This is a genomic window from Streptomyces sp. NBC_01275 (assembly GCF_026340655.1).
Classification (GTDB): domain Bacteria; phylum Actinomycetota; class Actinomycetes; order Streptomycetales; family Streptomycetaceae; genus Streptomyces.
Map to the genome: position 1 here is coordinate 4,198,859 of NZ_JAPEOZ010000001.1, position 14,412 is coordinate 4,213,270.

The 14,412-nt window shown below is 70.6% G+C and carries 14 protein-coding genes and 1 pseudogene; 10 read left to right on the top strand and 5 right to left on the bottom strand.

Annotated elements, in window-relative coordinates:
- The first annotated feature begins 14 nt into the window (after positions 1 to 14).
- Both OG562_RS18300 and OG562_RS18305 read left to right on the top strand, forming a co-directional pair.
- Positions 15 to 695, top strand: a complete 681-nt coding sequence (locus OG562_RS18300; protein WP_266398976.1) for a FadR/GntR family transcriptional regulator — start codon at positions 15 to 17, stop codon at positions 693 to 695.
- Positions 696 to 782: 87 nt separating this feature from the next.
- Positions 783 to 2,255, top strand: coding sequence for an APC family permease (locus OG562_RS18305; protein ID WP_266398977.1), 1,473 nt, complete (start codon positions 783 to 785; stop codon positions 2,253 to 2,255).
- Positions 2,256 to 2,361: 106 nt separating this feature from the next.
- Here the strand turns inward: OG562_RS18305 and OG562_RS18310 are convergent, their stop codons facing one another.
- Entirely contained in the window at positions 2,362 to 3,837 is a 1,476-nt protein-coding gene (locus tag OG562_RS18310; RefSeq protein WP_266398980.1) for an FAD-binding protein, read from the bottom strand.
- A 272-nt stretch (positions 3,838 to 4,109) separates the two neighbouring features.
- Between OG562_RS18310 and OG562_RS18315 the strand changes: the two genes are divergently transcribed.
- The 4 genes and pseudogenes from OG562_RS18315 to OG562_RS18330 all read left to right on the top strand — a co-directional run bounded on the left by OG562_RS18315 (position 4,110) and on the right by OG562_RS18330 (position 7,524).
- Entirely contained in the window at positions 4,110 to 4,808 is a 699-nt protein-coding gene (locus tag OG562_RS18315; protein WP_266398983.1) for an RNA polymerase sigma factor, read from the top strand.
- Positions 4,805 to 5,917, top strand: a complete 1,113-nt coding sequence (locus OG562_RS18320; RefSeq protein WP_266398986.1) for a CU044_5270 family protein — start codon at positions 4,805 to 4,807, stop codon at positions 5,915 to 5,917. The genes OG562_RS18315 and OG562_RS18320 overlap by 4 nt, the downstream gene beginning before the upstream one ends.
- A 275-nt stretch (positions 5,918 to 6,192) precedes the next feature.
- Positions 6,193 to 6,867 (top strand): annotated as a pseudogene (locus OG562_RS18325) (glycoside hydrolase family 11 protein); the annotation flags it as partial.
- Positions 6,865 to 7,524, top strand: coding sequence for a polysaccharide deacetylase family protein (locus OG562_RS18330; protein ID WP_266409369.1), 660 nt, complete (start codon positions 6,865 to 6,867; stop codon positions 7,522 to 7,524). The pseudogene OG562_RS18325 and the gene OG562_RS18330, both read left to right, overlap by 3 nt.
- A gap of 33 nt (positions 7,525 to 7,557) precedes the next feature.
- Here OG562_RS18330 and OG562_RS18335 read toward each other — a convergent pair whose 3' ends face one another.
- Positions 7,558 to 8,577, bottom strand: coding sequence for a hypothetical protein (locus OG562_RS18335; RefSeq protein ID WP_266398988.1), 1,020 nt, complete (start codon positions 8,575 to 8,577; stop codon positions 7,558 to 7,560).
- Between the two features lie 184 nt (positions 8,578 to 8,761).
- On the opposite strand from OG562_RS18335, the gene OG562_RS18340 reads away from it, so the two are divergent.
- Complete coding sequence (locus OG562_RS18340; protein ID WP_266398990.1) at positions 8,762 to 9,667, top strand: slipin family protein; 906 nt, start codon at positions 8,762 to 8,764, stop codon at positions 9,665 to 9,667.
- Here OG562_RS18340 and OG562_RS18345 read toward each other — a convergent pair.
- Positions 9,588 to 10,847, bottom strand: coding sequence for an MFS transporter (locus OG562_RS18345; RefSeq protein WP_266398992.1), 1,260 nt, complete (start codon positions 10,845 to 10,847; stop codon positions 9,588 to 9,590). The genes OG562_RS18340 and OG562_RS18345 overlap by 80 nt on opposite strands.
- Positions 10,848 to 10,941: 94 nt before the next feature.
- On the opposite strand from OG562_RS18345, the gene OG562_RS18350 reads away from it, so the two are divergent.
- From OG562_RS18350 to OG562_RS18360, 3 genes are all read left to right on the top strand, one after another.
- Positions 10,942 to 11,979, top strand: a complete 1,038-nt coding sequence (locus OG562_RS18350) for a helix-turn-helix transcriptional regulator (protein ID WP_266398994.1) — start codon at positions 10,942 to 10,944, stop codon at positions 11,977 to 11,979.
- A gap of 9 nt (positions 11,980 to 11,988) precedes the next feature.
- Entirely contained in the window at positions 11,989 to 12,492 is a 504-nt protein-coding gene (locus OG562_RS18355; RefSeq protein WP_266398996.1) for a glutathione peroxidase, read from the top strand.
- Positions 12,493 to 12,559: 67 nt separating this feature from the next.
- Positions 12,560 to 13,432, top strand: a complete 873-nt coding sequence (locus tag OG562_RS18360; RefSeq protein ID WP_266398998.1) for a MerR family transcriptional regulator — start codon at positions 12,560 to 12,562, stop codon at positions 13,430 to 13,432.
- Between the two features lie 44 nt (positions 13,433 to 13,476).
- On the opposite strand, the gene OG562_RS18365 is transcribed toward OG562_RS18360, so the two are convergent.
- Positions 13,477 to 13,953 carry a carboxymuconolactone decarboxylase family protein gene (locus OG562_RS18365; protein ID WP_266399001.1) on the bottom strand — a complete coding sequence of 159 codons (477 nt, stop codon included), beginning with the start codon at positions 13,951 to 13,953 and terminating at the stop codon, positions 13,477 to 13,479.
- Positions 13,954 to 14,120: 167 nt separating this feature from the next.
- Positions 14,121 to 14,312, bottom strand: a complete 192-nt coding sequence (locus OG562_RS18370; RefSeq protein WP_266409370.1) for a DUF397 domain-containing protein — start codon at positions 14,310 to 14,312, stop codon at positions 14,121 to 14,123.
- Between the last annotated feature and the right edge of the window lie 100 nt (positions 14,313 to 14,412).

Below are 14,412 nucleotides of genomic sequence, written 5' to 3' on the forward strand. Positions count from 1 at the left end.
GCTAGGGTGGCGTCGTGGTGAATCCAGCGGGCAAATTCGGCCCCTACAACCAGCCGGGGCCGGCACGACCGGGGGCGGAGCTCGTCCGGTCGCGGATAGCCCTGCGGGTGCGCCTGAAGTCCGTGTCGCCGGGAGACCGACTGCCCGACGCCGGGGTCCTCGCCGAGGAACTGGGGATCAGTGAGATCACCGTGCGCCGCGCGCTGGAGGGGATGTGCCAGGACGGCTTGCTCGACCGCCGGCGAGGCCGTGCGGGCGGAACCTTCGTCGCGGCGGACTGGGACACGGTCGTCGCGCTGATGCACGACGCCGACGAGGCGGCCTCGCTGGACGCCTTCCACCTGCTGCTCGAATGCGGCCTGGTGGCGCACAGCGCGGGCGAGGTCCCGCCCGAGCGGCTCGAAGCGCTTCAGACGCTGGTCGACGAGATGGACCTCTCCGACGACCCGACCCACCTGCTCGAACTCGAGACCCGCTTCCATCTCGACCTCGCGGAGGCCCTCGGCGGCCCCGGAATCCGCGAGTTCGCCGCCGACCTGCTCGGCCGGCTGTGCCTGCTGCTGCCCGCCCCGGCCCCCACGGTCGTACGGAAACGGAACCGCTGCCACGCCGACCTGCTGACCGAACTCGGCCGGGGCGCGATGGACCCGGCGGTACGCGCGGTGAAGGCACACCGCCTCACCGACCCCGACTGACACCTGTCTCCCCTGTCTCCCCCCTCCCGCCCCTCCCTCTCCCGCCCCTCCTCGTCCTCCCTGTGTCCCCCGCGGAAGGAGCTCGCCATGCCTGACCCCGCAGCCGTCGGCCCGTCGTCGACGTCGGGCCCCGTCGACGGCGCGCCCCAGCGCCTGCGCGGCGGCGTCCTCGGCATGGCGGACATCGCCGCCGCCACCATGGCCAACGTCGGCCCGGCCATGAGCTTCTTCTTCGGCTTCGCCTTCCTGGGCACCACCGCGGGCATCGCCTCCCCGCTGACCATCGCCGCCGCCGGCGTCGCGGTCGCGCTCCTCGGCAACACGCTCGCCCAGTTCTCCCGGGCGCACCCCTCGGCGGGCAGCTTCATCACCTTCGTCGGCAAGACCTTCGGGCCGGTCAGCGCGGTGACCACGGCCCTGCTGGCCGGACTCGGCTACATCATCGCCATGGCCTCGGTCATCGCGATCTCGGGCGGGTTCGTCCAGATCACGCTGCACCACTACACCGGCGTCGACCTCCCGTGGATCATCTGGACGCTGGTGCTGACCGGCCTCGCGGTGGTGCTGATGCTGCGCGGGGTGGTGGTCTCCACCAAGTGGGCCGGCTACTTCTTCGTCGTGGAGATGCTGGTGCTGGTCGTGGTCTCGGTCGCGGCGATCGTCGAACACCGCGGCCACCTGTCCGCCGACCCGTTCCTGCCCGGCCACATCAGCCACGGCCTCAGCGGCCTGGCGGCGGGCTTCCCCCTCGCCGTGTACCTGTTCATCGGCTGGGAGAACTCGGCGGCGCTGGCCGAGGAGACGCAGAACCCCCGGCGCAACGTAGGCCGCGCCGTGTTCTCCTCCGTCGCGATCATGACGGTGAGCTACATCCTCTTCTCCTACGCCACGGTGACCGGCTTCGACTACGACGTGACGGCGCTCGGCGAGGCCCGCATCCCCTTCCTCGACGTCGCCCACGACACGCTCGGAGCGCTGGCGTTCGTCGCCTACGTCGGGGGTCTGACCTCCACCCTCGGGGTACTGATCTCGGGCATCAACTCCCAGGCCCGCCTGGTGTTCAACGCCGGACGCGAGGGCCTGCTCCCGTCCTTCTTCGGCTACGTCCACCCCACCCGCCGTACGCCGACCAACGCGATCGTCACCTTCACGGCCACCGCTCTGCTGATCATCGGCGGCTGGGGTCTGGGCCATCTGCTGGGGTCCGACGGCGGTTCGATGAACCCGGTGGTCTTCTTCACCGAGTCGTCCAGCCTGGGCGCGATCCTGATCCTGCTGGTCTATCTCGCGTCCAACATCGCCCTGCCGTTCTACTACCGCAGATACCGTCCCCAGGAGTTCCGGACGATCCGTCACCTGGTGCTGCCCGCGATCGGCGCGCTCGCCATCCTGGTGCCGCTCTACTACCTGGCCAAGCCCGGCCAGCCCGCGCCGTACAACTGGTTCCCGTACGCGGCCCTGGCCACCCTGCTCGTCGCCGTCGCCTACGCGGCCCTCCTGGTCCGCCGCGACCCGGGACTGGCCGAACGGGTCGGGTCCGTCGTCGCCGACGCGGAGTGAGCGCCGATCCCCCGGAGCGTCCCTTGCCCGGCCGAGGCCGAGCGCCGAGCACGCCACCGGCGGGGCCGGGACAGTCGCACGGTCCCGGCCCCGCCGTCCGGCGATCTCAGAAGACGCCCTGCCCCGGGACGAGGATGCCCTGGGGGTCGTAGGTCTGCTTGGCCGCTGTCAGCCGGGACCAGGACGGGCCGAAGTGGGTCTGCCAGTCGGCCCGGGTGAAGGGGATGCTGCCGACGGGGTACTGGGTGCCGCCGGCCGCGGCGACGGCCTCGTAGGCGGAGCGGTTGGCCGCCAGACGGCGGTCGACGGCGGCGGTGTCGTCGGGCGGGGTCGCCCCGAGGACGTCGAAGAGGTACGGCACCGGGTCGTCCGGGGTGCGGAACATCGGGACGGCCGACCGGTCGCTCCACAGCGGGTAGAGGAGGATCACGCCAGGGCCCAGGTCGGCCGGGGTGAGGTCGTCCAGGACCTGTGCGCTGAGGTCGGCGGCGGACTCGCCGGGGAGCACGAGGTTGAGCCAGGGATGGGCGTACGTCCAGACCCCGGCCTCCTTCAGGGCGGCGATGACCGGGGCCAGCCGGTCGAGGAACTCCCAGTAGGGGAGGTCGACGACCTGGACGCCGTCGGCGAGGTGGCGCAGGCCCCGCAGGAGGACCGTGTCGTCCGGTGCGGGGCCGACCGGCGGTCCGTAGGCCGCCGCCTCCAGGACGTAGGTGCGGAAGGCTCCCTGGGCGTTCGCGAAGACCTGGCCCTCGACGTAGTCGAAACGCCTGTCCTCGACGAGGGTGCGCTGGTCCTCGAGGTAGGTCTCCAGGTCGTCGTAGGTCAGCAGGTACTGCCGTACCGTCTCGGGCGCGGGCACCAGGCGCAGGGTGGCCTCGACGATGACGGCGCACTGGCCGAGGCCGGCCAGGACGGCGTGGAAGAGGTCGGAGCGGCGGGACGGGGAGCAGCGGACCAGCTCGCCCGCGCCGGTGACGACCCGGAGTGCGGTGACGTTGTCGACCTGGGCACCGTGCCGGTGCGCCTGGCCGCCCAGCCCGCCGACGGACAGGGTCCCGCCGACGGAGAGTTCGAGGTAGTCGGTGAAGACGGGCGGGGTGAGGCCGTGGGCGAGCGTCGCCCGGGCCACGTCGCTCCACTTGGCCCCCGCGCCGACGATGACCGTGGTGCTGTCCGGCCCCAGCGCGCCGATGCCCGCGAGCGTCGCGGTCTCGATGACCAGTCCGTCCTCGACCTGTGCCTGGCCGAACGGGGCGTGTCCCTGACCGCGTGGTGCGACCGGCAGACAGTGGTCGTTGCAGAACCGGATCATGGCGACGACGTCGGCGACCGAGCCCGGGCGCAGGACGGCCAGGGGACGGTGGTGCACGATATGGCCGTAGTCGTCGGCGGCGGCCGCGAGCGACGGCGCGTCCACGACGAGCGTCCCGTCCAGCCGCGGGATCCCGGCCAGCTCCGCGTCGGACGCGGACCCGGTCGTGGCCCACCCCCTGGCCGCGGTGTCGAAGCCGATGACCGCTGCCCCGGCGGTGACCGTGAGTCCGCGGAGAACGGTGCGTCTTGACGGTGTGCCGAACATTCGAAACTCCCCCTAGAAAGCGATCTGAGATTGTCAAATCATCGCCAGCGTAAGGGAGTTGAAGTGGTGCAGCAGGTGATTTCGACCCTGGGGCGACGGCCCGGACGCCAGGGAGGGCGTCGCCGGGAAGACGTCGGCCGGGCCGGCGTCCGAGACGGTGACCGAGGCGGCGACCGAGGCGGCGACCGAGGCGGCGACCCCGGGCCGGATGTGACGCAGGTCACGGGAAGTCGGTGTGCGGTGCCGGACAGCTCATTGGGGTGAGCACTCATATGCGTACCCGGATACGAACCGGGGAACCGAGCGCGTTCGCTGAGCTCTTCGACAGCTACGCCCGCGCGGTCTACAACCATGCCTTCCGACTGACCGCCGACTGGTCGACGGCCGAGGACGTGATGGCCGCGACCTTCATGGAGGCATGGCGGCTGCGGGACAGGGTCGACCCCGAGGGCGGCTCCCTGCGGCCCTGGCTGCTGGGCATCGCCACCAACACCGCGCGCAACCAGTACCGGACCAACCGCCGGTACCGGGCCGCGGCCAACGCCGCCGCGGCGGCGGAGCTGTCGATGCCCGACCACGCCGACGAGGTGGCCGACCGGGTCGACGACCGCCGGCGGCTCGCCACGGTCCTCACCTCGCTCGCCGCGCTGCGCCGACCGGAGCGGGAGGTCATCGCGCTCTGCCTGGGCGAGGGCCTGGACTACGAGGCCGCCGCGGAGGCGCTCGGCATCCCGGTCGGCACGGTCGCCTCCCGGCTGTCCCGGGCCCGCAAGAAGCTGCGCGCCCTGGCCGAGGCCGAACTCGCCCGGCCTCTGGCCCAGACCCTCCGCCCGGCGACCGAACTCTCGCGCCCCGCGGCGGAGACCGCCCGCAAGAAAGTGCGCGGAAAACGGGAAGTCGCTCTCCCCGCCCGACAGATAAGAGGCGATCACGCACACGCGATCCGGCCCGCACAGGAAGGAAACCGATGAACGCGAACACGTCCCGGCAGAACCCGGCCGAGTGGGATGAGAGCGCAGAGCTCCTGTCCCGGACAGCGCGGGACCTGCCGACGGGCCGTCACCAGTTCCACAAGGAGCGTCTGATGGCCCAGATCCACGACATGCAGCAGCAGGACTCCCGCGCGACCACGGCCGCTTCCGCCGCCCCCGCGAAGGTACGACGGCTGCGGCTGCCGCGTCCGGCGATCGCGCTGCCCGCACTGGTGGCGGCCGTGGCGGCGGCGGTCGTCGCCGGTACGACGATGACGAACAGCAGCGGGGTCAGGGACGGCGGCGTCGCCACCGGGCCCGCCCTGACCACGAAGATCGGGGCCGCGACCACCGACGGCCTGCCCCAGCTCCTCGACCAGATCTCGCTGGCGGCGGCCTCCGCCGGCGCTCACCCGACCGTCAAGCCCGGCCAGTACGTCTACATCGAGTCCAAGACGGCCGACACCTTCATCAAGACGGTCAACGACAAGAGCTTCCTGGCCAGCACCACGCTGCACAAGCGTCAGATCTGGGAGTCCGCGGACGGCGTCAAGGGCTGGCTGATCGACCCCGCCGTCAACGACAGCCCCGAGGGCGAGACCCTGACCCTGCCGGACGAGCAGGGCAACACCCCCAAGGCGCATCTGGGCGCTCCGTCGTACGACTACCTGACCAAGCTGCCCACCGATCCCGACGCCCTGCTGACCAAGATCTACAAGGAGACCAAGGGCCAGGGAAACACCCCTGACCAGCAGGCCTTCGCCACCATCGGCGACCTGCTCAGCGAGAGCTACCCGCCCGCCGAGCTCTACTCGGCGCTGTTCAAGGCCGCCGCGAAGATCCCCGGGGTCGTGGTCGTCGACGACGCGGTGGACGCGGTCGGGCGGCACGGCGTCGCGGTGGCCCGGCTGGACAAGACCAGCGGTGAGCGCGAGGAATGGATCTTCGACAAGAAGACCCATGTCTTCCTGGGCGAGCGCAGTGTCCAGGTGCGGCAGCTCAGCGGCGACGACGCCCTGATCAAGCCCGGCACGGTGAACTACACCAGCGCCATCCTCAAGCGAGCCATCGTGGACGGGATCAAGCAGACCCCGTCGCAGTCCGGCTGAGCACATCGGAAAAACTTCGAAACATTCGAAGCGAAAACATTCGTAATTTGATCTACGAAAGGGAGCTGCCTCTTGTCGACCACCATGAGGCCGCTCCCTTAGAGCCTCCCACCAGGCCGAATATGCTTCCTCCGAATTCCTCGCCAGAGCGAACGTTTCGCATTGCCTGCCGAAACTATTGACAGTTGACAGGGTCAAACCAAAACTGTCCGCCACTGGCACCCACTCCTTCACCCGCACGAGAAGGACGAGAAGGACGAGGAGGAAGCAAGCACATGAACGACGCACCCGCACACGGCCGTTTCAGGCTGTTCCTCAGCAGTGTCTGCACCCTGCTGCTGGTCGCCGTGGCCGCGATGGCGCTGCCCGGCACCGCGCACGCCGACACGGTCGTCACCACGAACCAGACCGGCACCAACAACGGTTACTACTACTCGTTCTGGACCGACGCACCGGGCACGGTCTCCATGAACCTGGGCTCCGGCGGCAACTACAGCACCACCTGGAGGAACACCGGGAACTTCGTCGCCGGCAAGGGCTGGAGCACCGGCGCACGCAGGAACGTGACCTACTCGGGCACCTTCAACCCGTCCGGAAACGCCTACCTGGCTCTCTACGGATGGACGGCGAACCCGCTCGTGGAGTACTACATCGTCGACAACTGGGGCACCTACCGGCCCACGGGAACGTACAAGGGCACCGTCACCAGCGACGGCGGCACGTACGACATCTACAAGACGACGCGGTACAACGCCCCGTCCGTCGAGGGCACGCGCACCTTCGACCAGTACTGGAGCGTCCGGCAGTCGAAGCGGACGGGCGGCACCATCACCGCCGGCAACCACTTCGACGCCTGGGCCCGCGCCGGAATGCCCCTGGGCAGCTTCAGCTACTACATGATCCTCGCGACCGAGGGCTACCAGAGCAGCGGAAGCTCCAACATCACGGTGAACAACGCCGTCTCAGCCGTCTCGGCACCCTCGGCCGCCTCGGCGCAGGAGGTCCCCTCGGCGCAGGCGGCGCAGGCGGCGGCCTGCACCGGGTACGTCGGCCTCACCTTCGACGACGGACCGTCCGCCACCACCCCGAACCTGCTCAACGCGCTGAAACAGAACGGGCTGCGGGCCACCATGTTCAACGAGGGCCGGTACGCCGCCGCCAACCCGGCGCAGGTACGAGCCCAGGTCGCCGCCGGGATGTGGGTCGGCAACCACAGCTACACCCACCCGCATCTGACCCAGCAGAGCCAGGCGCAGATCGACTCCGAGATCTCCCGGACCCAACAGGCGATCGCGGCGGCGGGCGGCGGCACGCCGAAGCTGTTCCGGCCGCCCTACGGCGAGACGAACGCGACGGTGAAGGCGGTCGAGGCCAAGTACGGCCTGACCGAGATCATCTGGAACGTCGACTCCCAGGACTGGAACGGCGCGAGCGTCGACGCGATCGTCGCCGCCGCCGGCCGGCTCACCGACGGCCAGGTCATCCTCATGCACGACTGGCCCGCCAACACGGTCGCGGCGATCCCGCGCATCGCCCAGGGCCTGGCCGGCCGCGGCCTGTGCGCCGGGGCGATCTCCCCGCAGACCGGCCGCGCCGTCGCCCCCTGACCGCCAGGCACAACGGGAACGCCCGAAGGGTGATCACCGCTTCTTCTTCCCTTCGGGCGTTTCCGAGCCTCTGCCGGGAGTTCTGACGTTGTCCAGCAGGAGCTGACCCTGCTCGTCGACCGAGCGCGTCACGGCCTCCTGCAGGATGCCGAAGGCGACGGCCCACGCGACGATCTGCGACGAGGTGTCCAGCGCCGTCAGGCCGGGGAAGAACCGGCCGCTGATCAGCACCAGGCCGATCACGGCGGTGAGCGCGCCGACCGGGAGTCTCAGAAGGAGCAGGCTCATGGTGACGTGATAGGGCCCCGACGTCCCCCGGACCTTGCGCAGCGAGACCGCGCCGGCCACGGCGGCCGCGAGCAGGCCGACGAACTCGACGAACCAGACGCCCTGCCAACTCGGGCTGTCTCCCAGGGGGCAGACGTTCAGCTTCGAGTGGACGTCGTCCGGGTTCTGCTGAAAACAGAAACGTGCGCCGACGTCCGGGTCCAAAAACGCGAACAGGGCGAACCCGGCGGCGATGACCGCCATCGCCGCCGTGGCCGCGCACACGATGTGGGTGAAGCTGCGCACCCGCGCCCGCTCGGCCTCTTCCGCGAGGTAGGCGGCGTGCAGCACACCGACGGCGAGTTCCCGGTTCTGCTCCGTCAAAAGACGGGAGCCCTTTTCGAGCTGTTGCAGCCTCAGGTCGTCGGGATGCAGATGCAGCCGCGCCTGCACCAGGACAGGAAGGCCCTTCCACAGCAGCTCGTCTGCCGGGACCAGGCGCAGAATGCCGACTTCGGCCTCGTGGATGTTCGCCTGTGCCCGATCCGTCGACGTGCCGGTGAAGCGGGACAACCGCCCGCTGTCGATGAGGGCTTCCCTGGCGGCCTGAAGGTGCTCTTTCGCTTTGGCGATCAGCTCCAGGTCCGGTGCGTCGACGACGCCGTCCTTCGCGAGGCGCTTCTCGATGCGGTTGATCTGGCTCTGCAGATCCGCGATATGGGCCGTCAGCCGCTGGCACCAGGCAGGGGCCGAGATGTCGGCGACATCTCCGTCGCGATCGACCATGGGAGCCACCCGCCCTCTTCCGAGAGGCCCCCCGTCCCCTTCCATTGGAACGCGGGCCCGCGGGCCCCGCAACAGTACGCACTCCTGCGCAGTCTTTACGCACTCCTGACGCGTCCCACCGCATCCACCCGGCCCCGTCCGGTGTCCTCTTCCGTGTCTGATCACTTCGGAGATGGGAAGTGCCATGGAAGGCACCGTCGTCGCAGTCGTGGCCCTGGTCGTGCTGGGGCTGCTCGTGCTGCGCAGTGGGATGCGGGTGGTCAACCAGGTCGAGCGCGGGGTCGTGTTCCGCCTGGGCAAGGCGCTGCCGTCGTACCGGCAGCCGGGCATCACCTTCCTGATCCCGTTCGCCGACCGCATGCGCAAGGTGAACGTGCAGATCGTGACCATGCCCGTGCCCACGCAGGAGGGCATCACCAGGGACAACGTGTCGGTGAAGGTCGACGCGGTCGTCTACTTCCGGGTGACCGACCCCCTTCAGGCCGCGATCGAGGTGCAGGACTACGTCTTCGCCGTCGGGCAGGTCGCCCAGTCCTCCCTCCGTTCCATCATCGGCAAGAGCGACCTGGACGACCTGCTGTCGGACCGGGAACGGCTGCACGAGGGGCTCGCGCTGATGATCGACAGCCCGGCCGCCGGCTGGGGCGTCCACATCGACCGCGTCGAGATCAAGGACGTACAGCTGCCGGAGTCGTTGAAGCGGTCCATGTCCCGGCAGGCGGAGGCCGAGCGGGAGCGGCGGGCCCGGGTCATCACGGCGGACGGCGAGTTCCAGGCGGCGCAGCAGCTCGCCAACGCCTCGCGGATCATGTCCGACACGCCCGAGGCGATGCAGCTGCGGCTGCTGCAGACCGTGGTCGAGGTCGCGGCCGAGAAGAACTCGACGCTCGTGATGCCGTTCCCGGTGGAGCTGCTGCGCTACTTCGACAAGGCGGCCAAGCACTTCGGCGGCGACCAGAACGCCCCGACTCCCGTCGCGCCCACGCCCGTTGCCGCCACACCCGTGGTCCCTACGCCGGTTGCGTCGCCGGAGACTCCTGCCGCTCCGGACTCCCCGGCCGCGCCCGCCGCTGCTGTCGAGCAAGCGTAGCCAGCACCAGCGTCACCCCGGCGGAGGTCAGCGCCATCACCGTCATCGCCGCCCCGGGCGAGGCGAGTTGAGCCGCCGAGCCCGCCAGCGCCGCGGCCACGCCCTGCATCGTGAGCATTCCGGAGGAGTGCAACCCCAGGGCGTGGCCGCTGAGTTCGTCCGGGGTGAGGGACATCAGCCGCTCCTGCTGGACCAGACTCGCGCCGAAGCCGACGGAGGACACGGCGGCGAGGACCGCGGCCACGGGAACCGCCGGGTGCAGGACGAAGAACCCGTACGGCAGGGCCAGCAACAGCAGGAGGGGCGTGGCCAGTCGGCGGCGTACGGCAGGCGGCACGAGACGCCCCACCGTGACGTCTCCCGCCAGCATCCCCAGCGCCCCGCAGGCGAACAGCGTCCCCGCGCTGTCGGGGGCGTAGGACACGTAGAGGGATTCGCAGCCGACCACCAGGCCGTTGGGGATCCACAGGCCCAGGTAGGTGAGGCGGCGTGGGCGGGAGGACCACAGGAGGGCGTTGGTGCGCCAGGTCGCCGCGACGGACGGGCGGCCCGACGCCCGCGGCGGCCGGCCGGACAGGCCCAGACGCAGGCCGACCGACGCGGCCAGATACAGCCCGGCCGCCAGCAGCAGCGCCACGCGCGGCGACAGCGCGGTCAGCAGCACCCCGCCCGTCGCGAACCCGACGACCTGCGTGAGCCCGCTCATCATGTTGAACACCGAACGCCCCAGCAGATAGCCGGCCTTGCCGTCCCGGCCGCCCTCGACGCCCGTCGACAGGATCTCGTTCAGCAGACCCCAGCGGACTCCCCCGCCGAGCGACGCGATCAGACCGAGGACGAGTACGACGGTGAAGAGCGCCCAGATCGGCAGGCCGGGCAGCGACATCAACGCCGTACCGGCCGCGAAGGCGAGCGCGACGCCCGCCATCGTCGCCCGGGGCGGCAGCCGGTCGGCCGCCGAGAGGAGGGTGGTCGCGCCCAGCACCTGGGCCAGGGACGGGCCGAACATGCTGACCGCGGACAGCAGCGGTGAGTCCGTCGCCCGGTACACCAGGGTGGCGAGGGCCAGACCGCCCACGGTCTGGGCCGCGCCCTGGGCGGCCGAGGTCAGGAAGAGCGGGGTGAACTCCGGGGTGCGGAAGAGCTGTCGGTAGCCCTGGGGGCGTGGGTCGGTACGCATGAGCGGAGTCTGGGACGGTCCCGGCGACGGTCGTATTGTTTCGCGCAGAAGCGAAAGGTCCTTCAGGAACCTCGCACGGAAGGCGGGCAGTGCCATGGGCTGGTGGCAGGTCAACGCCGACACGCTCGCGCGGAGTCGGTTCGTGCTGTCGCCGTACGCGGAGACCTTCGCCGCGCTGAAGCTGCTGCACGCGGGGGTGGCCACTCATCCCGGCGAGCGGGCGTGGCTGCGGGAGCAGTCGCCGGGGTACCGGCGGCGGCTCGCGGCCGATCCGGTCACCGCGCTGCTGGTGCGGTCGGGACTCGGCCGGGCGTGGATCGCGGACTTCCTGTCGCCGACGCCGAGGGACGGGGAGACGTTCGAGGAGGCGGTCGCGCGGGTGCGGGCGACCCGGCCCGAGGAGGCGCGGGCGCATCTGTTGGTCTCGCTCGCCGGGCCGCTGCCCGCCGAACTGGAGCGCGACGATCTGCCCGAGCGCGCGGCGGCGCTCCTGGAGTACGTCTGGCAGGAGACCGTACGGCCGTCCTGGGACCGGCGTCGGCGGGTCCTGGAGGCCGATGTCGTCGCGCGGACCGCGCAGGTGAGCCGGGGCGGCTGGGCGGCCGTCCTGGACTCGTTGCGCCCGGGGACACGGTGGCTCGGGGAGAGCCGGTTCCAGGTCAATCTGCACGAGTATCCGCCCCGCGAGATCTCCGGGGCCGAGCTGGTCTTCGTGCCGGTCACCCCACGGACCGGGTGGGTGTCGTGGGAGGCACGGGAGCGGTACGCCGTGGTCTACCCGTGCGTCGGAGTGCTGGCGGAGGACCACCGGGAGCGGGCGCGGGCGGTGCCGGCCACGCTGGGAGCCCTGCTGGGCCCGGCGCGGGCCGCGGTGCTGATCCTGCTCGGCGAGAGCCCCCTGACCACCACCCAGCTGACCGCCCTCACCGGGCAGGGCCTCGGCTCCGTGGGCCGCCATCTGCGGGTACTCCTCGACGCGGGTCTGGTGGAGCGGCGGCGGGCGGGGCGGGCGGTGCTCTATTCGCGGACGGGGGCGGGCGAGGTGCTGGTGCGGGCGCAGGCGCGGGAAACCGGACAGTCCCGGAAAACGGAGGGAGCCCCCGGAAGCCGTCCCGTCACCGGGCGGAGCTAGCATCCGAGCATGACTACAGATGCCGTTTCCTCCCCCCTCAATGTCGAGATCGGTTCTCTCAAGGGCGGTTCCGCGGAGCTGTCGCAGTACGCGGGACAGGCCGTGCTCATCGTGAACGTGGCCTCCAAGTGCGGTCTGACCCCGCAGTACACGGGCCTGGAGCGACTCCAGGAGCGGTACGCGGCGCAGGGCTTCACCGTGCTCGGGGTGCCCTGCAACCAGTTCCTCGGACAGGAGCCGGGCAGCGCCGAGGAGATCGCGGAGTTCTGCTCGGCGACGTACGGCGTGACCTTCCCGCTGACCGAGAAGGTCGAGGTGAACGGCGACGCCCGGCACGCGCTGTACGACCGTCTGGTCGACTTCGCGGACGCGGAGGGCCACAGCGGCGACATCCGTTGGAACTTCGAGAAGTTCCTGATCGGCCGGGACGGCACGGTCGTGGCCCGCTTCTCGCCGCAGACCGAGCCGGAGTCGGCGGAGCTCGTGGCGGCGCTGGAGAAGGCCGTCGCCTAGGCAGGTGTTGACCTTGCCCCTGGGGCAAGGCGGAACGTCTCCTCACCGGGCGGAAAGGACCCGCCCGGTGACGGAGGATGCTGTGGTGGACGACGAACTGCTCACCATCGGCGCGTTCGCGGCCCGGGCCCGGCTGTCGGCCAAAGCCCTACGGCTGTACGACCGCCTGGGACTGCTGTCGCCGGCCCACGTCGACGAGGTCAGCGGCTACCGCTACTACCGCGCCGACCAGGCCGAGCGAGCCCGCCTCGTGGCCCTGCTACGACAGCTCGACATGCCGCTCGCCCGGATCGCCGAGCTGGTCGAGGCGGACGGCACGGACGCGGCCGCACTGCTCGCCGCGTACTGGACGGACGTCGAGACCCGGGTCGCCGGACAGCGCACGCTCGCCGAGTACCTCCGTGGACGACTGTCGGGGAGGAGCTCCGAGATGTACGGAAGGTTCGTGGTCGAGACGGTCGAGGTGCCGGAGCAGGTGCTGATCACCGAGACACGGCACACGCTGGCGGACGAGCTGCCGGCGTGGATCGGGGCCTCGCTGGGGCGTCTGGAGGCGGCGGCGAAGGAGTGCGGGGGCGTGACCGCCGCGCCGTTCGTCGCCTACCACGCCGAGGTGTCGATGGAGAGCGACGGCCCCGCCGAGTCCTGTGTGCCGGTCGCGGACGAGGCGGCTGCCCGGGCGTGGGCCGAGAAGCAGGGCCGGACCTGGCAGACGAAGGTCCGCGTGGAACCGGCCCGGCGACTCGTCTACACCCGCATCACCAAGGCCCAGGTGGCCCACCCGCAGATCATGGCCGCCTTCGAGGCGGTGGAGCAGTGGGTCGCCGCCCACGGGCTCCGGTACGCCGGCCCGTGCCGCGAGGTGTACTTCGCGGACTGGGACACGGCGGGCCCGGACGACCCGGTGTGCGACGTGGCGTTCCCGGTGCAGCGGGCCTAGCGCTCCAGTGCCCGGCGGGGCTGACGCTCCAGGGCCCGGAGGGGCTAGCCGAACTGGCCGGGCTGGTAGTCGCCGCCGGGCTGCCGGATGATGACGTTCAGGCGGTTGGCCGTGTTCATGAAGGCGATGACCGTCACCAGGGTGGCGAGCTGGTCCTCGTCGTAGTGCTTGGCGGCGTTCGCCCAGACCTCGTCCGTGACGCCGCCGGCCGCGTCGGCGATACGGGTGCCCTGCTCCGTCAGCTCCAGGGCGGCGCGCTCGGCGTCGGTGAAGACCCTGGCCTCCCGCCAGGCCGCGACCAGGTGGAGGCGGGTCGGGGTCTCCCCGGCGTGTGCGGCGTCCTTGGTGTGCATGTCGACGCAGAAACCGCAGCCGTTGATCTGACTCGCCCGGAGCATCACGAGTTCCCGGGTCACGGGCGGCAGCGCCGAGTCCGAGACGAGCGCCTTGCCCGCGGAGACGATGTGCTTCAACGCCTTGGCCGCGTGCGGGCTTTCCATGAGGTTCAAGCGGGCTTCCATGGTGCACTCCTTGCCGTTGTCGTCGCCGTTGTCGGCGGGTACACCTCCGAGACGAGACAGCACGGCGAGTTGTGACACGGCCTGAGTGACCTGGCTTCAGCGACCTGGCCCGAGCAAGAGCCGAGCCCCCTCGGCAAGGACGGCGATCTCGTCGAGAGGGCTCTGTCTCAGGCCTTGACGGAGGCAACGAAGGCGTTCCACGCGTCGGGCGGGAACGCCAGGCGGGGCCCGTCAGGGACTTTGGAGTCCCGTACGGCCAACGTCGACTCGGTGGGGGACTTCACCTGTACACACGCACCGCCCCCATTGGTGTACGTAGACGTCGTCCACGTTTTCGTGCCGCCCTGAAGAATTGCCACGGTTCGCTCCGGTGAAAGTTGTCGAGTAGCGCTGATCACGCCAAGATCGTGCTTCTTGGCGTGATCGACGCTACTCGTCAGCTCCCCCAAGCGGATCAGT